The organism is Methylobacterium sp. FF17 (assembly GCF_025813715.1).
Taxonomy (GTDB): Bacteria; Pseudomonadota; Alphaproteobacteria; order Rhizobiales; family Beijerinckiaceae; genus Methylobacterium; species Methylobacterium flocculans.
Genome location: NZ_CP107532.1, coordinates 2,849,879 through 2,875,879, shown reverse-complemented (window position 1 = coordinate 2,875,879; position 26,001 = coordinate 2,849,879). Strand labels below are relative to the sequence as shown.

Annotated in this window: 23 protein-coding genes and 4 tRNA genes; 11 read left to right on the top strand and 16 right to left on the bottom strand. The window is 67.0% G+C overall.

Annotated features, from left to right (window positions below; translation table 11 throughout):
• Positions 1-8: 8 nt before the first annotated feature.
• The gene (locus OF380_RS13500; RefSeq protein WP_264044867.1) at positions 9-317 is read left to right on the top strand and encodes a cupin domain-containing protein; all 309 of its coding nucleotides are present in this window, start codon (positions 9-11) and stop codon (positions 315-317) included.
• 7 nt (positions 318-324) lie between these two features.
• Here the strand turns inward: OF380_RS13500 and OF380_RS13495 are convergent, their stop codons facing one another.
• Entirely contained in the window at positions 325-822 is a 498-nt protein-coding gene (locus OF380_RS13495) for a L,D-transpeptidase (protein ID WP_264051318.1), read from the bottom strand.
• A gap of 201 nt (positions 823-1,023) precedes the next feature.
• On the bottom strand, positions 1,024-1,659 hold the full coding sequence (gene bluB, locus OF380_RS13490) for a 5,6-dimethylbenzimidazole synthase (RefSeq protein ID WP_264044864.1): 636 nt from the start codon (positions 1,657-1,659) through the stop codon (positions 1,024-1,026).
• A 379-nt stretch (positions 1,660-2,038) separates the two neighbouring features.
• On the opposite strand from bluB, the gene OF380_RS13485 reads away from it, so the two are divergent.
• Entirely contained in the window at positions 2,039-2,413 is a 375-nt protein-coding gene (locus tag OF380_RS13485; RefSeq protein WP_264044862.1) for a DUF2794 domain-containing protein, read from the top strand.
• Positions 2,414-2,521: 108 nt separating this feature from the next.
• Here OF380_RS13485 and OF380_RS13480 read toward each other — a convergent pair whose 3' ends face one another.
• From OF380_RS13480 to rpmI, 6 genes are all read right to left on the bottom strand, one after another.
• Complete coding sequence (locus OF380_RS13480) at positions 2,522-3,289, bottom strand: Bax inhibitor-1/YccA family protein (protein WP_264044860.1); 768 nt, start codon at positions 3,287-3,289, stop codon at positions 2,522-2,524.
• Between the two features lie 276 nt (positions 3,290-3,565).
• Positions 3,566-4,408, bottom strand: coding sequence for a DUF1186 domain-containing protein (locus tag OF380_RS13475; RefSeq protein WP_264044858.1), 843 nt, complete (start codon positions 4,406-4,408; stop codon positions 3,566-3,568).
• Positions 4,409-4,418: 10 nt separating this feature from the next.
• Positions 4,419-6,839 (bottom strand): phenylalanine--tRNA ligase subunit beta, encoded by a 2,421-nt coding sequence (gene pheT / locus OF380_RS13470; RefSeq protein WP_264044856.1) that lies wholly within the window; start codon positions 6,837-6,839, stop codon positions 4,419-4,421.
• Positions 6,840-6,942: 103 nt separating this feature from the next.
• Complete coding sequence (pheS, locus tag OF380_RS13465; protein ID WP_264044854.1) at positions 6,943-8,025, bottom strand: phenylalanine--tRNA ligase subunit alpha; 1,083 nt, start codon at positions 8,023-8,025, stop codon at positions 6,943-6,945.
• Between the two features lie 233 nt (positions 8,026-8,258).
• Entirely contained in the window at positions 8,259-8,630 is a 372-nt protein-coding gene (gene rplT / locus OF380_RS13460) for a 50S ribosomal protein L20 (RefSeq protein WP_264051140.1), read from the bottom strand.
• Between the two features lie 48 nt (positions 8,631-8,678).
• Positions 8,679-8,882 carry a 50S ribosomal protein L35 gene (gene rpmI / locus OF380_RS13455; protein ID WP_018044555.1) on the bottom strand — a complete coding sequence of 68 codons (204 nt, stop codon included), beginning with the start codon at positions 8,880-8,882 and terminating at the stop codon, positions 8,679-8,681.
• 318 nt (positions 8,883-9,200) lie between these two features.
• Here rpmI and OF380_RS13450 point away from each other — a divergent pair.
• From OF380_RS13450 to OF380_RS13440, 3 genes are all read left to right on the top strand, one after another.
• Positions 9,201-9,277, top strand: a tRNA-Asp gene (locus OF380_RS13450).
• 24 nt (positions 9,278-9,301) lie between these two features.
• Positions 9,302-9,378, top strand: a tRNA-Asp gene (locus tag OF380_RS13445).
• 359 nt (positions 9,379-9,737) lie between these two features.
• Positions 9,738-10,181: a CAP domain-containing protein gene (locus tag OF380_RS13440; protein WP_264051317.1), complete on the top strand. Its 444-nt coding sequence runs from the start codon at positions 9,738-9,740 to the stop codon at positions 10,179-10,181.
• 115 nt (positions 10,182-10,296) lie between these two features.
• Here the strand turns inward: OF380_RS13440 and OF380_RS13435 are convergent, their stop codons facing one another.
• The 7 genes from OF380_RS13435 to OF380_RS13405 all read right to left on the bottom strand — a co-directional run bounded on the left by OF380_RS13435 (position 10,297) and on the right by OF380_RS13405 (position 17,490).
• On the bottom strand, positions 10,297-10,578 hold the full coding sequence (locus OF380_RS13435; protein ID WP_264051139.1) for a hypothetical protein: 282 nt from the start codon (positions 10,576-10,578) through the stop codon (positions 10,297-10,299).
• A gap of 67 nt (positions 10,579-10,645) precedes the next feature.
• A tRNA-Val gene (locus tag OF380_RS13430) sits at positions 10,646-10,721 on the bottom strand.
• A gap of 144 nt (positions 10,722-10,865) precedes the next feature.
• Complete coding sequence (lon, locus tag OF380_RS13425; protein WP_264051137.1) at positions 10,866-13,292, bottom strand: endopeptidase La; 2,427 nt, start codon at positions 13,290-13,292, stop codon at positions 10,866-10,868.
• A gap of 259 nt (positions 13,293-13,551) precedes the next feature.
• Positions 13,552-14,823 (bottom strand): ATP-dependent Clp protease ATP-binding subunit ClpX, encoded by a 1,272-nt coding sequence (gene clpX, locus OF380_RS13420; protein ID WP_264051136.1) that lies wholly within the window; start codon positions 14,821-14,823, stop codon positions 13,552-13,554.
• A 216-nt stretch (positions 14,824-15,039) separates the two neighbouring features.
• Positions 15,040-15,666: an ATP-dependent Clp protease proteolytic subunit gene (locus OF380_RS13415; protein ID WP_026176059.1), complete on the bottom strand. Its 627-nt coding sequence runs from the start codon at positions 15,664-15,666 to the stop codon at positions 15,040-15,042.
• Positions 15,667-15,796: 130 nt separating this feature from the next.
• Entirely contained in the window at positions 15,797-17,230 is a 1,434-nt protein-coding gene (gene tig / locus OF380_RS13410) for a trigger factor (RefSeq protein WP_264051135.1), read from the bottom strand.
• A 175-nt stretch (positions 17,231-17,405) separates the two neighbouring features.
• A tRNA-Leu gene (locus OF380_RS13405) sits at positions 17,406-17,490 on the bottom strand.
• A gap of 215 nt (positions 17,491-17,705) precedes the next feature.
• Between OF380_RS13405 and OF380_RS13400 the strand changes: the two genes are divergently transcribed.
• Positions 17,706-19,166, top strand: coding sequence for a multicopper oxidase family protein (locus OF380_RS13400; RefSeq protein WP_404810585.1), 1,461 nt, complete (start codon positions 17,706-17,708; stop codon positions 19,164-19,166).
• 97 nt (positions 19,167-19,263) lie between these two features.
• On the opposite strand, the gene OF380_RS13395 is transcribed toward OF380_RS13400, so the two are convergent.
• Positions 19,264-20,769: an NAD(P)H-hydrate dehydratase gene (locus OF380_RS13395; RefSeq protein WP_264051133.1), complete on the bottom strand. Its 1,506-nt coding sequence runs from the start codon at positions 20,767-20,769 to the stop codon at positions 19,264-19,266.
• A 194-nt stretch (positions 20,770-20,963) separates the two neighbouring features.
• On the opposite strand from OF380_RS13395, the gene OF380_RS13390 reads away from it, so the two are divergent.
• The 5 genes from OF380_RS13390 to OF380_RS13370 all read left to right on the top strand — a co-directional run bounded on the left by OF380_RS13390 (position 20,964) and on the right by OF380_RS13370 (position 26,001).
• The gene (locus OF380_RS13390; protein WP_003600526.1) at positions 20,964-21,302 is read left to right on the top strand and encodes a P-II family nitrogen regulator; all 339 of its coding nucleotides are present in this window, start codon (positions 20,964-20,966) and stop codon (positions 21,300-21,302) included.
• Between the two features lie 143 nt (positions 21,303-21,445).
• A complete protein-coding gene (gene glnA, locus OF380_RS13385) occupies positions 21,446-22,858 on the top strand; it encodes a type I glutamate--ammonia ligase (protein ID WP_264051132.1) in 1,413 nt (470 codons plus the stop codon).
• A gap of 494 nt (positions 22,859-23,352) precedes the next feature.
• Entirely contained in the window at positions 23,353-24,063 is a 711-nt protein-coding gene (locus tag OF380_RS13380; RefSeq protein WP_264051131.1) for a hypothetical protein, read from the top strand.
• Between the two features lie 217 nt (positions 24,064-24,280).
• On the top strand, positions 24,281-25,036 hold the full coding sequence (gntA, locus tag OF380_RS13375; protein WP_264051130.1) for a guanitoxin biosynthesis heme-dependent pre-guanitoxin N-hydroxylase GntA: 756 nt from the start codon (positions 24,281-24,283) through the stop codon (positions 25,034-25,036).
• A 2-nt stretch (positions 25,037-25,038) separates the two neighbouring features.
• Positions 25,039-26,001 carry a class I SAM-dependent methyltransferase gene (locus OF380_RS13370; protein WP_264051129.1) on the top strand — a complete coding sequence of 321 codons (963 nt, stop codon included), beginning with the start codon at positions 25,039-25,041 and terminating at the stop codon, positions 25,999-26,001.

Below are 26,001 nucleotides of genomic sequence, written 5' to 3'. Positions count from 1 at the left end.
GGAAGACCATGGCCACGAAAGTTTCGAGCAAGAGTGCCGGTGAGGGACCGCATGGCGAGGTCGCTCTCGCGCGCGGCCAGTCGGTGTCGATGCGGATGTGGCGGGACGAGCTTCCCGGCACCGACAAGCCCCCGGCGAGCCGACCCTACGAGACCGTCGGCTACGTGATCTCCGGCCGGGCCGAACTGACCGTGAGCGGCGAACGGGTGCTGTTGGAGCCCGGCGATTCCTGGCTGGTCCCGGAGGGCGCCGAGCACACCTACTCCATCCTGGAAGCCTTCACGGCCGTCGAAGCCACGGCGCCGCCCGCCCGCTGAACGGATCTCAGCGCGTGACGTAGACCTGCGTGCCCACCGAGACGCGTGCGTAAAGATCGACCACATCCTGGTTGAACATGCGGATGCAGCCGTAGGACGCGTAGGTGCCGATGGAGTTCGGCCGATTGGTCCCGTGGATGGCGTATTCGCCTCCCGCGAGGGTCAGTGCGGCCGAGCCCATCGGGTTCGAGGGCGAACCGCCGGCAATCACGGCGGGCAGGCGGGGATTGTCGCGCTTGACCTCGCGCGGGGGTGCCCAGGCCGGCTCGACGTACTTCCCGTCGATCTGGGTCGCGCCGCTCCATTGCTTGCCGGGCTTGCCCACCGCGACGGGGTAGCGAATCGCGGTCCCATCGCCGTTGACGAGGTAGAGCCGGCGCTCGGCCGTGCGCACGACGATGGAGCCGGGCATCACGCCCTCGTGGAACGCCACGACCTCGCGGGCCTGCGCAGGCTCGACGAAACCGCCTCCCAGGATCGCACCCGCCGCGATCGAAGCCAGCATTCCCTGACGCACCATGACCCTGAAACTCCGAAAGCGTGACCGTGAGAGCCCAGACAATCGGCGCTCGCGGGTTGGCGTTCCGGTAAATCGGCGGTTCGCGATGCAGTTATCCCGGTGGTCTTCTGCAGCGCAGTGAAGCGCCGCCACGGAATTTCGGGCGAAAACATCCGATTGCGTTCAGGTTTCGTTAGCCCTGAGGGCTCAGCGCTCGATCAGCGGCATGCCGCCGGCACCCAGGCGCTCCTGCCAGCCATGGCGCACCAGTTCGGGGTCGGCGTGCTCCTCCACCGGAAACCCGACGCAGAGATAAGCGACGAGGTGCCAGTCGCAGGAAACCCCGATGATGCCGCAGACCGCCTCCGGCTCGAGGATGGAGACCCAGCCGACACCGAGCCCGTGCGCGCGCGCGGCGAGCCAGAACGTCTGCACGGCCGTGACGACGGAGTAGCGCAGCATCTCCGGCATGGTGGCGCGGCCGAGCCCGTGCCCCGCCTCGGTGGATTCGTCGCAGAAGACCGCGAGATGTACCGGCGCCTCCCGCAGCCCGGCGAGCTTGAGCCGGACATAAGCGTCGCGGCGTTCCGCTTCGTACGTGGCCGCCGCATCGGCGTTGCAGCGTTCGAAGCTGGCGACCACGCCTGCGCGCCGCTCCGGGTCCGAGACCCGCACGAAGCGCCAGGGTTGGCTGTTGCCGACGGAGGGGCTGAAGGCTGCGAGATCGAGGCACCGCCGCAGCAGCGCTTCGTCAACAGGGTCTGTCCGAAACCGGCGCACGTCGCGACGCCAGGCGAACAGCTCGGCGAGAGTATGCTGGAAGGCCGCGTCGAAGCTGGTCACGGTGGTCCCCAGCGGTGAACCCGCCCCTCTCTCTTGCAGCGTGTTTCTCGCCGGGTACGCCCCGTCTCGCAAGGACGAAAAAAAGGCCGCGCTCCGAAGAGGCGGCCTGAAGTCCTTGGGTCTCGAAACCTCTGGGATGTCGATCCCGCCGGTTCGGGTGCCGACCGAAGAGCTGGGGAGCCGGTAAGATCGGGCAGCAGACCGATGACGGAGTCGACGAAGTTTCAGCAACAGGTATCGCGTTTCATCAAGGCCGACGCTGGGCATGATGGCGGCGAAATCATGGTGATGTGTTTCGGGACGCCTCGCCGAATCACCGCCCTTGCGAGCATCACGGCGTGACACCATGATGAAGGACGAACGCGGAACAGGAGCGACGATGAGCGAGAGAACCGGTGGCGACGCGCGATTGCATGATCCCGCAGCGCGGGTCATCCCCTTCCCGACGGCGCCGGTCCCTCCTCAGATCGCCTTCGACCGCGCCGAACTGCGCATCCTCTTCAATCTTTACGGACGGATGGTCTCGCAGGGCGAGTGGCGCGACTATGCCCTCGACTTCCGGCGCGACAAGGCGGTGTTCTCGATCTACCGGCGCAGCTCGGAGATGCCGCTGTATCGGGTGGAGAAGGACCCGAAACTCGCCCGGCGCCAGGGCGCCTATGCCGTGGTCGCCGCCACCGGCCTGGTCATGAAACGCGGAACGGATCTCGAGCGGGTGCTCGCGGTGCTGGAGCCTCCCCTTCGTGCGGTGTGAGACGCGCCTCAGTCAGACACGACCCGACATGTGAACCATCCGGCCCATATAAAAAGGCCCCGGCGGTTATCCCGCCGGGGCCTTCTAATTCAACGTGAGTCGTTCCGTTTAGCGGCGGTCGCCCAGGAGCGAGAGCAGCATCTGGAACATGTTGATGAAGTCCAGGTACAGCGTCAGCGCGCCATTCACGGAGAGCTTGGCCGCACCCTCGGCATCGGCGCCGCTGTAGAGGAACATCTCCTTCAGCTTCTGCGTGTCGTAGGCGGTGAGGCCCGCGAAGATCAGAACACCGACCACGGAGATTGCGAACTGAAGCGCCGAAGAGGCAAGGAAGATGTTCACCAGCGAGGCGATGATGAGGCCGATCAGGCCCATCACCAGGAATGAACCCATGCCCGAGAGGCTACGCTTGGTGGTGTAGCCGTAGAGGCTGAGACCGCCGAACGTCGCCGCTGTGATGAAGAAGACCCGAACCACGCTTGCTCCCGTGAAGACGAGGAGGAGCGAGGACATCGAGGCACCCATCACCGCCGCGAAGGCGAAGAAGGTCAGGCGCGCCGAGGCCGCGGACATCCGATCCATCCGCATCGAGAAGATGAAGATGAAGGCCAGCGGCGCCAGCATGATCACCCACTTGAGCGGGCTGGTGTAAAGGAGCTGGCCGAACGGGGTCAGGGCAACGCGGCCGGTCTCGGTCTGAGCGACGGCCGCCATATTCAAGCCCAGCGCCACGAGACCAGAGATCCCGAGGCCGATGACCATGTTATTGTAGACGCCGAGCATGAAGGTGCGCAGGCCCTGATCGATCTCGACCTGGCTGCCGGCGTACCCGGTCGGCTGAGCGCCGTACCGGAAGGGGCTGTTATCGAATGCCATGGGAGTTTCCTTTGGAAGCTCTCTCAGCGTGTGATTTCGAAATGAGGCTCACGCACACGACCTCTGGCGTCCCGAGACGCCTCGTTACGAAATATGTTCCGTCACGCTGCCCTGCACAAGGGGCCGGCCAAGCCTGGAAGGACCGAATCGCACAGGACTGTGCTGGTATTTTCTTGCGTCGAGACGGGATTAAACCGGCATTTCGATAGACGAGGATTTCGCTAACGCGAGGCTAACCACGCCACCGGACGCCGTGTCGAACGCCCGTGGCCGGCCTTACGCGGCAGCCTTATCCAGACAGCACTTCTTGAACTTCTTGCCGCTGCCGCAGGGGCAGGGGTCGTTACGGCCAACGTTCTTGAAGGGGTTGCGGACGGGCTGACCGTAGCTCTCGGAGGTCCAGTTCAGGTCGGCGATCGGATCGTCGATGGTCCCGAATTGCTCGGGATCAAAGCGTGACAGGTCGTCGGGGCGCTCCTCGGCCTCGCGCAGGATCTCGGGGAAGTACCGGCCGTCGCTGAATTCGCCGGTCAGCCGCCCATCCCGTCGCGCTGCCACGACCCTTGGTGCCAGGTCGCGCATCCCCAGAAGCGCAACGGCCTCCTCCCACGCGACCCAGCTGATATCGCCCTCGATGGCAGCCCGCTTCTCATCGAAGCGAATCAGCAGGGCTTCGGTCTGCTCGCGTGGGACGCGGCCGATCTGGGTCAGGTAAACCAGGGCCGCGAAGCCCTCGTGCCGCACGGTATCGTCGCGCGTGCTGTCCATCAGCAATGTGCCGAGCGGCGCGATGTCTCCGTCGAAGACGCTGGCTAGTATCCTCGCCAGTGTCTTCGAGAGGGCGTCGCCCAGGAGAGACTCGAGCGTCTCGCCGTCCAGGTTCAGAAATCGCACGAGGGGCCTGAACGCCCGCGTTTCCCGGGCGGCGGCGAGGACGTGCAGCCCCCAGAACAGGAGATTCGCCTCCGCGTCATCCAAGTCTGGATTCGCGGCAGCCCGGCCCAGCAACTCCAGGACCGCGTCCGCGATCCGGTCCGGGTCCGCGAGCGCGGCACGCAGCTCAGGCTCCGGAAGGAACGTGGCCGCCGAGAGCGCGGAGACGAGGGCCGGATCGAGCATGCGTGATTCCTCAGGAGCGGAGAGTCGCCCCGGTCTTGCGCTCAACCTCAGCGACGATCCGGGCGGTTACGCCCTCGATCTCCGCATCGGTCAGGGTGCGATCCACGGGCTGGAGCCGGACCGCGATCGCCACCGATTTCGAGCCCTCGGGGATGCCGATGCCTTCGTAGATGTCAAACACGTCGATCCCGGTGATGAGCTTGCGTTCCGCGCCCTGCGCCGCCTTCACCACGTCCCCTGCGGCGACATCCCGTCCGACCACGAACGCGAAGTCACGCGAGATCGGCTGGAAGTCGGACAGAACCAGCGCCGGCTTGACCTTGGTCGGACGGTATTTCGGCAGCGGCACCGCGTCCAGGGTGATTTCGAAGGCGACGATCTGGCCCTTGAGATCGAGGGCCTTCAGCACGCGCGGATGCACCTCGCCGAAGTAGCCGGCCGGATTCTTCGGTCCGAACTGCAGCGTGCCGGATCGGCCGGGATGCAGCCAGGCCGGTCCACCGGCCACGACCTGCAGGCCGCCGGTCGGGATACCGAGGGCGGCCAGCAGCGCCATCGCATCGGCCTTGGCGTCGAACGCGTCGACGGGCTTCATGGCCCCGTCCCAGTGGCGACCCGCGCCCGCATGCGTCGCGGTCCCCCGCCGGATCGCCGCCGCCCGGGTGGTCTGTCCCTCCGGCTGGTCGTTCGCGAAGCACTGCCCGACCTCGAACAGGGCGACATCCGCGTTCCCGCGGTCGGCGTTGCGCTGGCCGGCCCGAAGCAGGCCCGGAACCAGGCTCGGGCGCATATCCGAGAGGTCGGCGGCGATCGGATTGGCCAGCGCCAGATCCACGCCCCCGCCGCCGAACAGCACCGCGTCGTCGTGCGGGATGAACGACCACGTCACCGCCTCCACGAGGCCATGGCTGGCCAGCGCCCGCTTGGCGAGGCGGGTGCGCTTCTGCATCACGGTCAGCATCGGCTTGCCGATCGCCTCGATGCGCGGGAGGGGCTTCGGCTCGATGCGGTCGAGACCGGCGATGCGGACGATCTCCTCGACCAAGTCGGCCTTGCCCTCGACGTCGGGACGCCAGGACGGCGTGAGGACCTTCACACGGTCGCCGGTCCCGGCCACGTGGAAGCCCAGCGCCTCCAGGGTCACCTTCATCTCGGCGCGGGACAGCTCGATCCCGGCGAGCCGCCGGGTTTCGGTCCAGGGGAAATCGATGACGCGCTCGACCACCGGCGGCTCGCCGACGATCACGGGCATGCTCGGAGTTCCGCCGCAGATCTCCAGCACGAGGCGGGTGGCGAGATCGAGGCCCGGCAAGGTGAATGCCGGATCGACGCCGCGCTCGAAGCGGTACCGGGCATCGGTGATGATGCCGAGCCGCCGGCCGGACTGGGCGATGTTCATCGGATCCCACAGGGCCGATTCGATGAGGACATCGACGGTATCGGCGTCGCAGCCCGAAGCCTCGCCGCCGATGATACCGCTGATCGATTCGACGCCGCTGTCATCCGCGATGACGACGGTGTCGGCGGTCAGCGTATAGGTCTTGCCGTCGAGGGCCTTCAGCGCTTCGCCGTCCCGCGCCCGACGGACGACGAGCCCCCCGCGCACCTTGGCGGCGTCGAAGACGTGGAGCGGCCGGCCCTGATCGAAGGTCAGGTAGTTCGTGATGTCCACGAGCGCGTTGATCGGGCGCAGGCCGATGGCGCGCAGGCGCGCCTGCATCCAGTCCGGCGAGGGACCGTTCTTGACGCCGCGCACGAGGCGCAGGGTGAAGTAGGGGCAAAGGCCGCCGTCGAGGGCCTCGAAATCAAGGGTGACGGGGACGGGGCAGGCGCCCTCCCCGCGCACCGGCGGCTGTGGCTCGCGCTTGAGACCGCCCAGCCCCGTGGCGGCGAGATCGCGGGCGATGCCGTGGATGGACGTGCAGTCCGGCCGATTCGGCGTCAGGTTGATCTCGATGACCGGATCGTCGAGCTTCGCGTAGAGGGCGTAGGGCTGCCCCGTCGGTGCATCATCCGGCAGATCGAGGATTCCGTCGCTCTCCTCGCCGAGGCCGAGCTCGGCCCCCGAGCAGAGCATGCCGTGGCTCTCGACACCGCGGATGTTGCCGACCGACAGGGTAATGTTTTTCCCCGGCACGTAGGTGCCGGGCGGGGCGAAGACCGTCTTCATGCCGGCGCGGGCGTTGGGCGCGCCGCACACCACCTGGAGCGGCTGACCGTCGCCGGCATCCACCGTGCAGACCCGCAGGCGATCGGCGTTCGGGTGCTGTTCGGCGGTGAGCACATGGGCGACCACGTAGGGCTTCAGGCTCGCGGCCTTGTCCTCGATGCCCTCGACCTCGAGGCCGATCCGGGTCAGCGTCTCCGAGATCATCTCGAGGGAGGCCTCGGCGTCGAGGTGGTCCTTGAGCCAGGAGAGGGTGAATTTCATCGCTTGGGTCCCTCGGCGTGCCGGGACCCGTCCAAGCGGGAAGCTCCGTCGCCCATGAGGATGAAGAGGTGGCCCGGGCTCACCGGGCCTCGAGAGCGGAGCGTCAGCCCGTCAGCCCGGCGACCAGGCTCGGGATATCCAGCGGGCGGAAGCCGTAATGGTCGAGCCAGCGCACATCCGCCTCGAAGAAGGGACGCAGATCCGGCATGCCGTATTTCAGCATGGCGATGCGATCGATGCCGACGCCGAAGGCGAAGCCCTGGACGCTGTCGGGATCGAGGCCGCAATTGCGCAGGACGTTGGGGTGGACCATGCCGCAGCCGAGGATCTCGAGCCAGTCGGTCCCCTCGCCGAAGCGGATCTCGCCGCCCTTGCGCGAACACTGGATGTCGACCTCGGCCGAGGGTTCCGTGAAGGGAAAGAACGAGGGCCGAAAGCGCATCTTGACCGCCTCGACCTCGAAGAAGGTGCGGCAGAACTCCTCCAGCACCCATTTCAGGTTGGCGATGTTCGCCGCCTTGTCGATCACCAGCCCCTCGACCTGATGGAACATCGGGGTGTGGGTCTGGTCCGAATCGTGCCGGTAGGTCCGGCCCGGGCAGATCACCCGGATCGGCGGCGCTTTCGATCGCATGGTGCGGATCTGGACGGGCGAGGTGTGGGTGCGCAGCACCTTGCGCTGGCCGTTCCGATCCGGCGCCAGGAAGAAGGTGTCGTGCATCTCACGCGCCGGATGGCCGGGCGGGAAGTTGAGCGCCGTGAAGTTGTAGTCGTCGGTCTCGATATCCGGGCCCTCGGCCACCGAGAAACCCATGTCGGCGAAGATCGCGGTGATCTCGTCCAGCACCTGGCTGATCGGGTGGATGCGCCCCCGCGCCTCCGGTGCCTCCCGCACGGGAAGGGTCACGTCGATGCGCTCGGCAGCGAGGCGGGCGCCGAGGGCCGCCTCCGCCAGGGCGTCGCGACGACTCGCGATGGCGGCCTGAACCCGATCGCGCAACCCGTTGATGACGGGGCCGCGGACCTTGCGCTCATCCGGCGTCATCGCACCGAGGGTCTTCAGGAGTTCGGAGATCGACCCCTTCTTTCCGAGCGCCGCCACGCGCACGGCATCCAGCGTCACCTCGTCGGAGGCAGTCGCGACCTGATCGAGCAGGCCGGATTCGAGGGTGTCGAGGTCGGTCATCGGTTCAACTCACCGGCTGCGGCACCGATCTGACGGATCGGGCGGTCTCGATCGGGCAGGCCCGCGGAGGGTTTTGCGGGTCGCGATCCGCAATGCAAGCACCCGCCATGCGCAAACGAAGCGTCGCGCGCCCGATGGATGGAAAAAGGCGCGGCTCCCCGGGGGTGCCGCGCCTTGTCATGACGAACGGCGCACGGCTCGGACGAGCCGCACGTTCCGCTCGAACGGCCGTATCAGGCAGCCTTGGCGGCCGGGAGGGCGGCCTTGGCGACCTCCACCACGGCGGCGAAGGACGCCGGCTCGTGGATGGCGAGCTCGGAGAGGGCCTTGCGGTCCACCTCGACGCCGGACTTCGTCAGGCCGTTGATGAAGCGCGAATAGGTCAGGCCATGCTCACGGACAGCGGCGTTGAGGCGCTGGATCCAGAGAGCGCGGAACGTACGCTTTTTGTTCTTCCGATCGCGGTAGGCATACTGCATGCCCTTCTCGACCGCCTGCTTGGCGATCCGGATCGTGTTCTTGCGGCGACCGTAATAACCACGGGCGGCCTTGAGGACTTTCTTGTGCTTCGCGTGACTGGTCACGCCGCGCTTGACGCGGGCCATGGGTGTTCTCCTGGATTACGAAAGAAGCAGTGTCGGCGTCGTGAAGGATTACCGGCTGTTGGGCAGGAAATACTTCTTCACGTTGGCAGCATCGCCCTCGAACAGGGTGGTGGTGCCGCGCAGGTTGCGGATCTGCTTCGTCGTCCGCTTGATCATCCCGTGGCGCTTGCCGGCCTGGGCGTACATGACCTTGCCGGTGCCGGTGATCTTGAAGCGCTTCTTGGCGCCCGACTTGGTTTTCAGCTTGGGCATTTGGCTCTCCTGAACGCGCACAAACTCCGATCCGGATCGGATCGAAGGGATGCGCTCGGTTGATGCTTCTGATGGAGCAGCACGAACCGCCACGGCAGCCCGATCGGCCGGGCGGTTCAACGCGAGGGCCCTATGACAGAAAAGCGACGCGGTTTCAATGCCCGGCGAGCCAGCCCCTCCCCCGCCGCACCGGCGCGAGCGGCGCCCCGACGGTTTTCACTGCACGGATTTCTCTGCGAATGCGGAGCCGGGTTGCTTGACAGCCCAGGGCGGTGACCATAAACCGCCGACACCGCCGGAAACGGGGCGGGACGTCAAGCGGGCGTAGCTCAGTTGGTTAGAGTGCCGGCCTGTCACGCCGGAGGTCGCGGGTTCGAGTCCCGTCGCCCGCGCCACGTCCAGACTGCCGAATGAATGATGCGGGCGTAGCTCAGTCGGTTAGAGTGCCGGCCTGTCACGCCGGAGGTCGCGGGTTCGAGTCCCGTCGCCCGCGCCATCCCGAACATTCCAGTCAATCGATGCAGCCGCAAGGCCGATGACGCTGAGCGCCGTTCATGGCGCTCGCTCCCGGCGGTAAGCAACGAGCCCCCTCCGGTATCCGATACAAACGCCTCGCCGCATCACGGCGAATTCCTGGCCTTGTCCGGACGTGTCCAGGGGGACACAGCCCGCTGCGCCCTGCCTCCGACACCGAGATGCGCCGCGTTTTCGCCGCATCAGGTCGAGAAGGGCTCAGAGCCCCAGCATCTGCCGCAAGGTCGAGACAGAACGATGCCGTCCCTACACGACCTTCGCGCCCGTTTTCCGCGCCCGAGCACCCTTGGCGTGCATCTGGCAAGCCTGTCGGTCCTGCTGATGCTGGCGGGTTGCGGCTCTCCGAATCTCCTCGTCTCCGAGGCACCGACCCAGCTCGTGATCCTCGACGAACAGGCCGCTGCCGCCGCGATCTCGCGCTACCGTGCGCAGCATGGGCTCGGACCGGTCACGATCGACGCGAGCCTGATTCGCGCGGCCTCCTACCAGGCCGCATCGAACGCGAAGGCCGGCCGCCTCAGCCACGAGATTGGCGGGACCTTCGGAGCTCGCATGGCGGATGCGGGGGCCGGCCGCACTTACGCGGCGGAAAACCTCAGCGCCGGCTCGGCGACCTTCGACGAGGTTCTGGCACGCTGGAAAGTCTCGCCCGAACACAACAAGAATATGTTGATCCCGCAGCTCCGGCGGATCGGCATCGCCCGCGTCGATGCCCCGGGCAACCGCTACAAGCGTTTCTGGGCCCTGGTCATGGCCGGAGGCTGACGCCTAGTTCCCGAGAGATCCGGTAGGCACCCGAAGCATCGCGACATACGCGTGAGACGCGGCGGTGCCTCGCGGTGTCCGACATCCGAGATTCCCGATGGGCCGTCGCTCGCGGTCAGCCTTCCGGCCCATCCTCAGCCTCGGCGAGGCCCTCCTGCAACGATTGGATGACGGTCCGCATCTCCGGGACCATGGCGATGGCCTTGGCGATCCGATGCGCCTCGTCGCGGGTCAGGGACTCGGTCTTCATGCCAGGGTCCGCAGCCGGCGCGAAAGAGGTCCAGGCGATCGCGAGACCGCTCGCATCCTCGATCCGGAAGCTGTTGGCCTGTTCAACGACGATCCAGGGCGATGGGAACCCCCTCGCCGGCATCGACTCCATCACGACGTCATCCATCACGGGGCTCCTTCTCCGACGGACCGGGTCGCCGCGTCACTTCGGACCGCGCGACGCTCGGGAAGGATGGTGGGCGGTGAGGGACTCGAACCCCCGACCCTCTCCGTGTAAAGGAGACGCTCTACCAACTGAGCTAACCGCCCGACGCGCCGCTTCGTAACGGAAGCTGATGACAGCGCGCAACCCCTTCGCGTCCCGCAAATCGCTTTCTGCGAGTCTACGTTGCGGACGAAAAAGGGCCCCGGCGTCGCCGCCGGGGCCCTTTGACGGTGTGGATTCCGTGGCCCTTAGTGGGCAACGACCGTGGCGGAGTCATCCTCGGCGATGACCGGGCGCACCGGCGGTGCCGGCTCCTCCCACTCGATCGCGTCGGGCACACGGGTCAGGGCGTGCTGCAGCACCTGATCCATCCGCGAGACCGGGATGATCTCCAACCCGTTCTTCACGCTGTCGGGCACCTCGGCGATGTCCTTGGCGTTCTCCTCGGGGATGAGGACCGTCTTGATCCCACCGCGGAGCGCAGCGAGCAGCTTCTCCTTCAGACCACCGATCGGCAGCACGCGGCCGCGCAAGGTGACCTCGCCCGTCATCGCCACGTCGCGGCGCACCGGAATGCCCGTCAGCGTCGAGATGATCGCGGTCGCCATGCCGATGCCGGCGGACGGACCGTCCTTCGGAGTCGCCCCCTCGGGAACGTGGACGTGGATATCCCGACGCTCGAACAGCGGCGGCTCGATGCCGAAATCGACGGCCCGCGAGCGGACGTAGCTTGCTGCAGCGGAGATCGATTCCTTCATCACGTCGCGCAGGTTGCCCGTGACCGTCATCTTGCCCTTGCCGGGCATCATGACGCCCTCGATCGTCAGCAACTCGCCGCCGACCTCGGTCCAGGCCAGACCCGTGACCACACCGACCTGATCCTCCTCGTCGATCTCGCCGTAGCGGAACTTCGGAGCACCGAGGAAGACCGGCAGGTTCTCCTCGGTGACGCTGACGGCCTTCACCTTGGTGATGAGGATCTCCTTCACGGCCTTGCGGATCAGGTTGGAGATCTCGCGCTCCAGGTTGCGGACGCCCGCCTCCCGCGTGTAGCGGCGGATGAGCATCAGCAGGCCGGCATCGTCGATCTGCCACTCCTTGGAATCGAGACCGTGCTTCTTCACGGCGCCCGGGATCAGGTGCTTGCGCGCGATCTCGAGCTTCTCTTCCTCGGTATAGCCGGCGATGCGGATCACCTCCATGCGGTCCATCAAGGGTGCAGGGATGTTCAGCGTGTTGGCGGTGGTGACGAACATCACGTTCGAGAGGTCGTAATCCACCTCCAGGTAGTGGTCGTTGAACGTGGCGTTCTGCTCCGGATCGAGGACCTCCAACAGGGCTGCCGAGGGGTCGCCCCGGAAGTCCATGCCCATCTTGTCGATCTCGTCGAGCAGGATGAGCGGGTTCGAGGTCTTCGCCTTGCGCATCGACTGAACGATCTTGCCGGGCATCGAACCGATATAGGTCCGACGGTGACCGCGGATCTCGGCCTCGTCACGCACGCCGCCGAGCGACATGCGCACGAACTCGCGACCCGTCGCCTTCGCGATGGACTTGCCGAGCGAGGTCTTGCCGACGCCAGGGGGACCAACGAGGCAGAGGATTGGGCCCGTGAGCTTGTTCGCGCGCTGCTGCACCGCGAGGTACTCGACGATCCGCTCCTTCACCTTGTCGAGGCCGAAATGGTCCTCGTCGAGCATGACCTGGGCGCCCAGCAGATCCTTCTTGATCTTCGAGCGCTTGCCCCACGGAATGCCGAGCATCCAGTCGAGGTAGTTGCGCACCACGGTGGCTTCCGCCGACATCGGCGACATCTGGCGCAGCTTCTTCAGCTCCGCCACCGCCTTGTCGCGGGCCTCCTTGGTGAACTTGGTCTTCTCGATTTTCTCCTCGAGCTCGGCCAGTTCGTCCTTGCCGTCCTCGGAGTCGCCCAGCTCCTTCTGGATCGCCTTCATCTGCTCGTTGAGGTAGTACTCGCGCTGGGTCTTCTCCATCTGCCGCTTGACGCGGGTCCGGATGCGCTTTTCCACCTGCAGCACGGAGATCTCACTCTCCATCAGCGACAGCACGCGCTCGAGGCGCTGCGCCACTGTGGGGATCTCGAGGATCGCCTGCTTGTCGGCGATCTTGACGGCGAGGTGCGAGCCCACGGTGTCGGCGAGCTTCGAGGGCTCGTCGATCTGGGTCACCGCCGAGACGACCTCGGGGGAGATCTTCTTGTTGAGCTTCACGTAGTTCTCGAACTCGGCGATGACCGAGCGGGCGAGAGCCTCCGCCTCGACGCTGTCACCGAGCTCGTCGGTAAGGGTCTCGGCCTCGGCCTCGTAGTAGGTGTCGGACTTCGTGAAGCTCGTGATCTTGGCCCGCCCCGCACCCTCGACCAGCACCTTCACGGTGCCATCGGGGAGCTTCAGGAGCTGGAGCACGCTCGCCAGGGTGCCGATCTTGTAGATCGCATCCGTCGAGGGATCGTCCTCGCTGGCGTTGATCTGCGTCGCCAGCAGGATGTGCCGGTCGGTGCGGACGGCTTCCTCAAGGGCGCGGATCGATTTCTCGCGACCGACGAAGAGCGGGACGATGATGTGCGGGAATACGACAATGTCGCGCAGAGGGAGGACGGCGTAGGAGCCCGTCGAGCCCGGAACAACGGGCTGGCGCGATTTCGATTGAGTCATATCGGACTTCCTCATGATGGACGCCGGGCATCTGCTCCTCGCATGGAGCAAGCAATCTGCCAGGGGCCGACCGGGCCGCGAGGGGGTCGGAAGCAGTGTCGGGTGATCGTCTCAGGATGCGGCTGGTGGCGGGACACCGCACCTCGAAGAGGGAGCGTGCGGCCATCGCGCTGATCCTGAGATGGAAATCGGGGCGGATGTTTTCAAGCATCCGCCCCGTGGAACCGCTCAGACTTGGCCGTTGACCCAAAGGTCAACCTCAGGCGCTGACGCTGGCGGGGGCTTCCTTGTTACGGTCACCATGGATGTAGAGCGGGCGTGACTTGCCATCGACGACTTCGGGACCGATCACCACCTGCTCGACCGACTCCAGGCCGGGCAGATCGTACATCGTCTCCAGCAGGATCGTCTCCAGGATGGAGCGCAGACCGCGGGCGCCGGTCTTCCGCTCGATGGCCTTGCGGGCCACCATGGAGAGCGCCTCCTCCTGGAAGGTCAGGTCGACGTTCTCCATCTCGAAGAGGCGCTGGTACTGCTTCACCAGGGCGTTCTTCGGCTCCTGCAGGATGCGCTTCAGCGCGGTCTCGTCGAGATCCTCAAGGGTCGCCAGCACGGGCAGACGGCCGACGAACTCGGGGATGAGGCCGAACTTCAGCAGATCCTCGGGCTCGACGTTGCGGAAGATCTCGCCGGTGCGGCGGTCGTCCGGGGCCTGCACGGTCGCGCCGAAGCCGATCGAGGTGCCCTTGCCGCGCGCCGAGATGATCCGCTCCAGGCCCGCGAAGGCGCCGCCACAGATGAACAGGATGTTCGTCGTGTCGACCTGCAGGAACTCCTGCTGCGGGTGCTTGCGGCCACCCTGCGGCGGGACACTCGCGACCGTGCCCTCCATGATCTTCAGGAGCGCCTGCTGCACACCCTCGCCCGACACGTCGCGGGTGATCGACGGATTGTCGGATTTCCGCGAGATCTTATCGATCTCGTCGATGTAGACGATGCCGCGCTGCGCCCGCTCGACGTTGTAGTCGGAGGCCTGGAGCAGCTTGAGGATGATGTTCTCGACATCCTCACCGACGTAGCCGGCTTCGGTCAGCGTCGTCGCATCCGCCATCGTGAACGGCACGTCGAGGATGCGGGCGAGCGTCTGCGCGAGGAGCGTCTTGCCGGAGCCGGTAGGTCCGATCAGCATGATGTTCGACTTCGCGAGCTCGACGTCGTTGTGCTTCGAGGCGTGGGCGAGACGCTTGTAGTGGTTGTGGACCGCGACCGAGAGGACCTTCTTCGCAAAATCCTGACCGATGACGTAGTCATCGAGGACGCGGCGGATTTCCTTCGGGGTCGGCACCCCATCGCGCGACTTCACCAGGGAGGACTTCGACTCCTCGCGGATGATGTCCATGCACAGTTCGACACACTCGTCGCAGATGAACACCGTCGGGCCCGCGATCAGCTTGCGGACCTCGTGCTGGCTCTTGCCGCAAAACGAGCAGTACAGCGTGCTCTTCGAGTCGTTGCCGCCAGTCTTGCTCATATCGGTCTCCGTTCGCGGGCATGGCGCCGGTCCGGGGCGCACACGCATCCTTCGAATTTAATGGCGTCCGCCTAAAGAAACAGTCACCTGCGCGCATCTGCCAGCTTCGATCAGACTGGCGATGCAAGCATGCGGCCGCGGCGGGATCAAGGCGGGCCCTGCCAAAAGCGCCCGCCTCGAAACGACGCGCCGGGCCGGACGACCCGGGGCGCGCTCTCAGGCAGCGGCGGGCTCGGGCCGCTTCTGGATCACCTCGTCGATGAGCCCGAACTCCTTGGCGGCATCGGCCGTCATGAAGTTGTCGCGCTCCAGCGCCTGCACGATGGTGTCGTAGTCGCGGCCGGTATGCTTCACGTAGATCTCGTTCAGGCGCTTCTTCAGCGCCTCGATCTCGCGGGCATGGATCAGGATGTCGGTGGCCTGACCCTGGAACCCGCCCGAGGGCTGGTGCACCATGATCCGGGCGTTCGGCAGAGCGAAGCGGTGGCCCGGCTCACCGGCCGTGAGGAGCAGCGAACCCATCGACGCAGCCTGGCCCACGCAGAGCGTGGTGACGGGGCAGCGGATGAACTGCATGGTGTCGTAGATCGACAGGCCGGAGGTCACGACGCCACCCGGCGAATTGATGTAGAAGGAGATTTCCTTCTTCGGGTTCTCGGCCTCGAGAAAAAGGAGCTGCGCCACGATCAGCGACGCCCCGTAATCCTCGACCGGACCCGTGAGGAAGATAATGCGCTCGCGCAGCAGCCGCGAGTAGATGTCGAAGGCACGCTCACCGCGGCTCGACTGCTCGACCACCATGGGCACGAGCGCAGAGTTATAATAGTCGACCGGATCTCTCATCATCACGTGCCCCAGCTACAAGGGGTCCGGCCGCACCGCGAATCAGGTGCGCACCGGACGTTTCAGCGAACTACGGCGACGGTGAACGCCGCCTTACTCTCGGCCCGCCGCCCTCGTGGGAGCCGCGGGCTCAGTCAGCCTTGGCGACGGCGGGCAGAGCCTCGTCGGTTCCGTCCGAAGTCGACCCGGCCTCGCCCTTCGCATCGGCGGTCTCCGAGGTATCGTCCTCGTCGGCGAACAGCGCCTCTTTCGAGACGGGCTCCTCGACCAGCTTCACCTGGGCGAGGACGTGGTCGACGACCTTTTCCTCGAAGATCGGCGCCCGCAGCTCGGCCAACGCCTGGTTGTTCTTGCGGTAGAAGTCCCAGACCTGCTGCTCCTGGCCGGGGAACTGCCGCACCCGAGCCATCAGCGCCTGGTTCACCTCGTCGTCCGAGACCCTGATATCGGCGGTCTCACCGACCTGCGCAAGCACCAAGCCGAGGCGGACGCGACGCTCGGCGATTTTGCGGTACTCCGCCGTCGCCTTCTCCTCGGTGGTCCCCTCGTCCTCGAAGGTCTTGCCCCGGGTCTTCAGATCCTGCTCGACCTGGGCCCAGACGGCGGCGAATTCCTGGTGCACGAGGCTCGGGGGCAGCTCGAAGGCGTACTTGGTGTCGAGGGCGTCGAGGAGGTCCTTCTTCAGCTTGCGACGGGACTGCGCCTCGAAGTCGCCGCCGATGGCGTTGGAAACCGCCTCCTTGAGCTTATCGAGGGATTCCATGCCGAAGCCCTTGGCGAGCTCGTCGTCGATCTTGGTCTCGCCGGGCGCCTGGATCGCCGTCACGGTCACGTCGAACTCGGCGTCCTTTCCGGCAAGCTGCTCGGCGCCGTAGGCCTCCGGGAAGGTGGTCTTGACGACCCGCTGCTCGCCGACCTTGGCGCCCACGAGCTGGTCCTCGAAGCCCGGGATGAACGAACCGGAACCGAGCTCCAGGTCGACGCCTTCGCCCTTGCCGCCCTCGAACTCGGTGCCGTCGATACGGCCCACGAAGTCGATGGTGACGCGGTCGCCGGTCTCGGCCGCCGCGCCCTCGTCACGCGGCGAGAACGCGCGGTTCGAGGAAGCCATGCGCGTGATGGCCTCGTCCACTTCCTCGTCGGAAGGCTTGGCGACCTGCTTCGTCAGGCTGACATCCGAGAGGTCCGCGAGTTCGAAGGTCGGCAGCACCTCCAGGGCGACGTTGAAGGAGACGTCGGCCTTCGAATCCAGCGCCCGCTCGACGATGGACTGCTCGCCGGGGAACTCGATCTTCGGCTCAAGGGCGAGCTTGAGGTTGTTCTCGGTGACGATCTTCTGGTTGGCCTCGTTGACCGCGTTCTGCAGCACGTCGGCCATCACGGAGCGGCCGTAGAGCTTGCGCAGGTGGGCGACCGGCACCTTGCCGGGGCGGAAACCCTTGATCTGGGCCTTGTCCTTCAGGGTGGACAGCTCGCTCGTCAGGCGCTCCTCCAGCTCGTTCGCGGCGAGCAGGACCTGAAACTCGCGCTTCAGCCCCTGGGAGAGTGTCTCGGTCACCTGCATGGTCGTCTTTCCGCTGTCGTCCGTGTGATCGCGTGAATTCGTTCGGCCCCTCGCGGTCCGGTCGCTGAAACCGGAACGAGGCCGGCGGCAGGACCTCGCGCCGTTGAAGGGCGGACACCCTACGGCGGGCCGGGCGGCCATCGCTGTGAGCCAATCCGTTCCCGACGGCGGGGACTGGTGCGGGCGGAGGGGCTCGAACCCCCACGTCTTGCGACACTGGAACCTAAATCCAGCGCGTCTACCAGTTCCGCCACGCCCGCAAGCGCCTACGCCCAGCGCGCATTCCGCCGCCAGAGCGCGGTCGTATAGCACGGGCGCAACGGGCCGCATCAAAAAAAGTCAGGGGGCGATCCGGATCGCCCCGGCGACCCTGTCGCGTCCGGAATGTCGATTTGGAATCCGCCGGAGCTGCATTCTACAAGCGTCGCGCGGTGGCGTTTGCGCCCTGTCCCCGGCCCCCGTCACTCGAGGTTCCATGCCGATAGCCCGATCGCCGATGACGAACGATCCCGCCTCGGCCACGCGCCGTACCCTCATCGGGGGCGTGGCCGCACTGGCCCTGACGGTCCGCGATGCGATGGCCCAGGGCAGCCGCGCCACGCCAGCGCCTCCGGAAGCGCCGCGCGATGCGATCCAGGCCCGAACCCTGACGGCGGCCCCCGGCGCGAATCCCCTGAAGCCCGAACCTGCCACGCCGACCCCGGTGTGGTCCTTCGACGGCAAGGGGCTCCCCCCCGTGGTGCGGATCAAGCTCGGCGAGACGGTCCGGCTGAAGGTGGAGAACCGCACCGACAAGCCGTTGAGCCTGCACTGGCATGGGGTGCGCAACCAGAACCCGATGGACGGTGTCGGGGGCGTCACCCAGGCCCCGATCGCCCCGGGCGGCGACTTCACCTACGCCTTCGTGCCACCAGACGCCGGCACCTACCTGATTCGCGCGCTCGTGGTGGGTGGTTCGAGCGAGCCGTCGGGGCGCGGCCTCGCGGGGACCCTGGTCGTCGAGGAGACCGCTCCGCCGGCCGTGGATCAGGATCTCACCCTGCTCATGCAGGATTGGCGGCTCAACGACGACGGGAGCCTGTTGTCCTTCGGACAGGCGGCCTTCGCGGCGAGTTCCGGTCGCCTCGGCAGCCTCGTGACCCTGAACGGGCGGCCCGTGCCGGCGACGATCTCCGCCCGGCCGGGCAGCCGTCTGCGCCTGCGCCTCGGCAATGCCTGCAACGCGCGGGGTACACGCATCCGCTTCGACGGCGTGAAGGTCTATGTCCTTGCGGTGGACGGGCAGCCCACGGATACCTTCGAGCCGCTGCGCGCCACCCTGCCCTTTCCGCCCGGCACCCGTTACGACCTGATGCTCGACATGCCCACCGAGGCCGGCGCCACGGGAACGATCACCGCGCTGATCGGCAACGGCCTGTCGCTGGCGACCCTCGCCGTCTCCGGCGAACCGGTTTCCCCGGCGCGGGCGCCGATCACCAAGATCGGCGAGAACCGCCTGCTGCCGGCGGAGGTGAAGCTGCAGAATGCCGTCCGGCGCGACATCACCCTCACGGGCGGGGCCCGCATCGACAAGGATAAGCCGGCAGCCGAGCCCACCTATGCCGGCGACCCGGCCCGAATCTGGGCGGTGAACGGCGCCAGCGGCACAGCCGGCCTCGCCCCGCTCTTCTCGGTCAAGCGCGGTCAGGTCGTGGTGCTGGCAATCCGGAACGAGACCGCCTTCCCGCAGGCCCTCCACCTGCACGGCCATTCCTTCCGCCTGCTCCACCCTCTGGACGACGGCTGGGAGCCCTACTGGCTCGATACGTTCCAGTTGCTTGAAGGGCGGACCGCCCGGATCGCCTTCAAGGCCGATAATCCCGGGCGCTGGCTCCTGAGCTCGACGGTGCTGGAGCGTTTCGACACCGGGCTGTGGACGATGTTCGAGGTGACTTAGCGCCGCTCCCGCTCGGGTTGCCGCGGGACGCATCTCCGAGCCTTTGATCCCTGCGCTGCCTCACGTCGAACCGGCATCCGGTTCGGCAGAGCGGCCGCTAGGCATCGAGCAGCGCCCGCAGCACCGCCGGCATCAGCTCCGGCAGATCCTCGGCGATGAGGCCCGGCCCGTGGCGCAGGCCCGCATCCCCATGCAGCCAGACCGCAGCGCAGGCCGCCTCGAACGGCGCCATGCCCTGGGCGAGCAATCCCGCAACGAGGCCGGCGAGAACGTCTCCCGCGCCGGCCGTGCCGAGATAGGGGGTGCCGTGATCGTTGATCGCGGCGCGTCCATCGGGGGCGGCGATCACGGTGTCGGCGCCCTTGAGGACAACCACGGCACCGGCGATGGCGGCGGCACGGCGGGCCCGGTCCAGCTTGCCGATCTCCGGATCCGCTGCGTCCGTACCCTCGAACAGGCGGACGAACTCGCCCTCGTGCGGCGTGAGCACGGCCCGGGATTCCCCGTCCGCGAGGTGGGCGGCAAGGAGACGAGCCTGTCCCTTGAAACTCGTGAGCGCGTCCGCATCGAGGACGAGCGTACGCCCGGCGGCAGCCGCCACGGCCACGAGGTCGCGTGTCTGTGCGCCGATGCCGAGGCCGGGCCCCGCCAGGACCACATTGAGGCGCTCGTCCACGAGGAGGTCGTCGAGGTCGTCGGCGCTGTCGCAGGCGCGCAGCATGATCGCGGTGCAGTGCACCGCGTTCTCGGCCAGGGCGGATGTGGGCGAGACCAGCGTGACAAGTCCGGCGCCGACCCGGAGCGCTCCGCGCGCCGCCATGCGCGCCGCTCCGGTCCGGGTCGCGGGCCCCGAGAGCACCACGGCATGGCCACGCGTGTACTTGTGGCTTGCGGCGGTCAGGCGCGGAAAGGCGCTGCCCCAGAGGCCCGGATCGTTGCGCCAGAGAGGGTGACCTTCCGCGAGTCCGGCCGCGAGATCGGCGTCGCCGGTGCCGATCCCGGCCAGGTGGAGCGCGCCGCAATGGGCTCTTCCCGGTTGGAGCAGGTGTCCCGGCTTCAGGGCCACGAAGGTGACGGTCTCGGTCGCGCGCACGGCCGAGCCGCGCACCGCGCCGGTATCACCGTCGATGCCGCTCGGAACATCCACGGCGAGGACCGGGCAGCCCGATTCCGCGAGGCGCGTCGCGAGGTCCGCCACCTCTGGTTCGAGGTCGCGGGCGAGGCCGGCTCCGAAGAGCGCGTCGATCACCAGTCCGTACTCCCTCGGATCGCCGAGCCCCGACAGGGTTCCGACCGGCCCGGACCAGCCGGCCGCCGCATCGGCCGCATCACCGGCCAGGGCCTCGACAGGGGCGAGGGCGACGACATCGACGGAGACACCCGCGTCCGCGAGGAGGCGCGCGGCGACGTAGCCGTCGCCGCCATTGTTCCCGGGGCCGCACAGCACGACGATGCGGGTGTCGTCCGGCACGAGGGCGCGTGCCCGCGCCGCCACTGCCGCGCCGGCTCGCTCCATCAGGACGCGGCCGGGCGTTCCGCCCGCGATGGCGGCGGCGTCGACCCGGCGCATCGCCTCCACGGTGAGCAGGCGCAGCGTCGTCATCGGATCTTCCTTCTGGGATGGCTGGCGGGGCCCGGCGAACCCGTCTCCGGCTCGGCATCCGCCCACACGATTTGCGGCATGTGCATGTTCGTTGTGCAGTTTTCCGCCGTCTCCGGACAAAACGGCGTGGCGAAGCCCGGACGGCGATGATACCAACGGTAGGTCAAGCAGCATCGAGGTCAGGCCCGCCCGGCATGAAGAAGATCGAAGCGATCATCAAGCCTTTCAAACTGGACGAGGTGAAGGAAGCCCTTCAGGAGGTCGGCCTCCAGGGCATCACCGTGATCGAGGCGAAGGGCTTCGGACGCCAGAAGGGCCATACGGAGCTCTACCGGGGCGCCGAGTACGTCGTCGATTTCCTGCCCAAGGTGAAGCTCGAGATCGTGCTGTCGGACGCCCTGGTCGAGGGCGCCGTGGAGGCGATCCGCAAGTCGGCCCAGACCGGCCGCATCGGCGACGGCAAGATCTTCGTCTCGACGATCGAGGAAGCGATCCGCATCCGCACGGGCGAGACCGGCACCGACGCGATCTGATCGATCGCGATCGGACAAGGCCGCGTCATATGCGTCACCTCGTTTTGCGCTAAGGACACGTGCACCCTTCCCACCGTGGCTCGCCTCGCGCGCGCCGCGGCAAAACCGTGGCCGAAGGCCGCGACCAAAAGGAGACCCCAAGGATGGCCAAGACTGCAGCCGACGTCCTGAAGGAAATTCGGGACAACGACGTCAAGTACGTCGACCTTCGGTTCACGGACCCGCGCGGCAAGTGGCAGCACGTCACGTTCGACGTCTCGCTCATCGACGATGAGATGTTCTCCGAAGGCACGATGTTCGACGGCTCGTCGATCGCCGGCTGGAAGGCCATCAACGAATCCGACATGCTGCTGATGCCGGATCCGGCGACCGCCTGCATGGACCCGTTCTTCTCGGCCTCCACGATGTCGATCGTCTGTGACGTGCTCGAGCCGTCGACGGGCGCGCCCTACAGCCGCGACCCGCGCGGCACCGCCAAGCTGGCCGAGGCCTTCCTCAAGTCCACGGGCATCGGCGACACCATCTTCGTCGGCCCCGAGGCCGAGTTCTTCGTGTTCGACGACGTGAAGTTCGGCGCCGACCCCTACCACACCGGCTTCCAGCTCGATTCCACCGAGTTGCCGACCAACGGCTTCACCGACTACGAGGGCGGCAACCTCGGCCACCGCGTCGCCACCAAGGGCGGCTACTTCCCCGTGCCGCCGCAGGATTCGGCACAGGACATGCGCGGCGAGATGCTGGCCGCCATGCAGTCCATGGGCGTGAAGGTCGAGAAGCACCACCACGAGGTGGCGTCCGCCCAGCACGAACTCGGCATGAAGTTCGACACGCTGACGCTGCTCGCCGACCACATGCAGATCTACAAGTACTGCATCCACCAGGTCGCCCAGAGCTACGGCAAGACCGCGACGTTCATGCCGAAGCCCGTCTACGGCGACAACGGCTCGGGCATGCATGTGCACCAGTCGATCTGGAAGGACGGCAAGCCGCTCTTCGCCGGCGACAAGTACGCGGATCTGAGCCAGGAGTGCCTCTGGTACATCGGCGGGATCATCAAGCACGCCAAGGCGCTCAACGCCTTCACGAACCCCTCCACCAACTCCTACAAGCGCCTGGTGCCGGGCTATGAGGCTCCCGTGCTGCTCGCCTACTCGGCGCGCAACCGCTCGGCCTCCTGCCGCATCCCGTGGACGACGAACCCGAAGGCCAAGCGCGTCGAGGTCCGCTTCCCCGATCCGATGGCGAACCCCTACCTCGCCTTCTCGGCCCTGCTGATGGCCGGCCTCGACGGCATCATCAACAAGATCGATCCGGGCCCGGCCATGGACAAGGATCTCTACGACCTGCCCCCGCGCGAGTTGAAGAAGATCCCGACCGTCTGCGGTAGCCTGCGTGAAGCCCTGCAGAACCTCGACCGCGACCGCGCCTTCCTCAAGGCCGGCAACGTCTTCACCGACGATCAGATCGACTCGTTCATCGAGCTGAAGATGACCGAGGTGATGCGCTACGAGATGACCCCGCACCCGGTCGAGTTCACGATGTACTACTCGCTCTGAGAGCGCGCGGGCCGGGCCATGCGCCCGGCTCCCAGGACGATGCAGAAACGCCGGGGCCTCGCGAGTGGCTCCGGCGTTTTTCGTTCACCTGATCGCCGAAGTCCCCTCATCCTCTCGACGTCGCCAACCCAAGCGTGCCGTCTCGCGGTCGATGGGATCATCGTGCTGCAGCAAGCAAGCGATGCGGAGCGGGAATGACCGTCACGCCCAGACCGAAACGATCGAAAGACCGGAGACCGAAGCCGAGATTGCAGGATTCGAGAGAAGTCGACGCCTTCGCGCTCGGCTTCATCGAAGGCGGAGATGATCTGCGAGACCCCCCGGGGGCTGTCCTCCGCAACGCCGTGTCACCGTTCAGGGGTGAGGCCCGGTCGAGGCTTCGGACATCTCTCGACGCGATCGCCGCGGATCGCTTCTCGACGTCGGATCGGGACCAGCGGAACCAACGGCATTCCATCGGGCTTGCCGCCCCAACGTGGGGGCCGCGACCGGGCATGCCGAAGCACGATGCTGACGAGACCCAATTGCGGCGCGGCGACCGCCTGGAACGTGCCAACGCTCTGGTGCAGACCCTGGCGATCCTCGGGGCCGGCGCCTGGGCGGTCTACACCTTCATCTATGAGGCCCGAATCAAGCCGGCCCTGGAACCGCCCGCCGTCTCGGTGACGACGAGCCTGGTGCGGGCGGGCGAGCGCGACCGGCACGTGGCCATCCGTTCCACCGTAACGCGCAGGAACGTCGGCCAGACCGGCGTGCGCGTGCTCGGCCTCGTCTACAACGTCACCGGGGTACGGGTTCGCTTCGGGGAGACCGCTGGCGCGGCGCTTTCGGCGATGGGACCGGCCCCGGATCGCACCACCACCGCGCGCGCCTACGCCTTCGATGGTCCCGGGGAGGCGATCCTGCGCGAGAGCCGCCTGTTCGCGGGCGCCACGGAGGCCGGTAGCGAGCCATCCGATCTCAATCCGGGTGAATCCGTATCGCGCGATCTCATCGTCTACGCCGACCGCGACCGCTTCGATTTCGTTCGCTTCGAGGTCGGTCTCGTCTACACCAAGGCGGACGACCCGGCTGTGCGCCTGCGATTCGAGACGGCGCCGGACGGTACTTTGGCCCTGCGCCCCCGCGTCGATTGCGGAACAGAGCCCCAAACCTGTGAGCGCCTGAAGCGCACGGATTTCGCGACCGAGTTTTCCCTGTGGTGAGCGGACGCTCACGATAGGTCGCAACGAATCCTCTGAGAGCATCCCACCGCTTTTCGACGGAACACGAGGCTATCCGCCGACCTTCACCTAGCGCTGCGGATGTATCTCCGGATCGCCGGTCACGGTGCGAACGTACGAGGACGGCGCGATCCGCGCCGTTGGATTCGGTGACAATCGCTCCGCAGCGATTCTTTGTCGTTTCAAACCTCGAGTTTCTATGCTGCTTCCGCCCGACGACACGGCTCACCCGCTGGCAGAGCGCTTCCGGGAGTTCATACGCCATCGCCCTTTTCCCTGTGTCGGCGCGAAATCGGCCCTGTCGCGGGGGGGCATGACCGTCATCGTGGCGAAGGGCGTCGACACCGCTTCGGACGATGCCCGCATCTACGCCGCGCTCCTCGCCTTCATCTGCCGCTATCGGCAAGCGCCGGACCTGTTCCGGAGCTTCGCGGTTGTGTTCAGCGGTGAGGCTCCGGGCACGGAGGACGAATTCGAGGCCGCCCTCTGGGCTCGACTGCAGTCGCTGGCGGATCGGGACGGCCGGCTTGGACAGCCCCACGATCCGCGCGTCGCCGAGGACCCGGAGGATCCGCACTTCTCGGTGAGTCTCGGCGGTGAGGGCTTCTTCATCGTGGGCCTTCATCCGGCCGCCAGCCGACCGGCCCGACGCTTCGCGGCCCCGGCTCTGGTGTTCAACCTACACGACCAATTCCAGCGCCTTCGAGCGGAAGGGCGCTACGATCGCCTGCGGGACAGCATCGTCGCGCGCGACGAGGCATTCGCCGGCTCACCCAACCCCATGCTGGCCCAACATGGCGAGCAATCGGCGGCGCGTCAGTTCAGCGGCCGGGCCGTTCCGGATGATTGGGCTTGTCCCTTCCAACGCCGATCCGAGCCCGCCGCCTGGGATGGGTGGGAAGTCCTGGCCGCCCTGCGCAAGGGTGCCTTCGTCGCCGACGGCATGGAGCGCTGAGAATGGTCACGCAATCCCATGCCGCCCCCTTCCCGGATGTCGATCCGGAGCGTTTGCTCGCCCTCGTGCAAGCGGTCCGGGACACGGGCTACACCTTCACGACAGTCACACCCGCGACCCACGCGCGGGTGAATGGGCGGCCCGGTAACAGTCAGGCGAAATCCCTGCGAGACGTGCTCGGGTGGAGCCGCCCCTTCGCCGACGACCTCCTGCCGCCCACCCTGCTGGACGCCCTGCAGCGGGCGGAGGCGGTGACGCGGCGTCCGGAAGGGCTGCGATCGACCGTCCGGCTCTCGAGCCTGGATCAGGAACTGTTCCTCCACTCGGCCTATCCACCGAGTGCAGCGGACGCCGTCTTCTTCGGGCCCGATACCCTGCGCTTCGTGGGTGCGGTGCTGGAGCATCTCCAGACCAGAACCACGCCCGTGCGCCGGGCCGTGGATATCGGCTGCGGCTCGGGAGCGGCGGGAATCTGCGTCGCCAAGCGCCTGCCGGACGCCGAGGTCGTTCTGGTCGACATCAACCCGGCGGCCCTGCGCGCAGCAGCCGTGAATGCCCGGTCGGCCGGGGTGGCGAATGTCAGCCTTCAGCAGAGCGATATGCTGCGGGCCATCGAAGGCCGCTTCGATCTCATCGTCTCGAACCCGCCCTTCATGATCGACCAAAGCGCGCGGGCCTATCGCCACGGCGGAGGGCCCCTCGGCGCCGGGCTTTCCCTCTCCGTCATCGAGGCGGCCCGCGAGCGGTTGGCGCCCGGCGGCAGCCTCGTTCTGTTCACCGGGTCCGCGATCGTGGAGGGAGCCGATCCCTTCCGCGACGCGGCAGGAGCCCTCTGCGCGGAGGCCGGCCTGACCTGGACCTATCGGGAGTTCGATCCCGACGAATACGGCGAAGAGCTCGACGATCCCGCCTATGCGGAGGCCGAGCGCCTCGCCCTCGTGATCCTCACGGCGACGCGGAGTTGA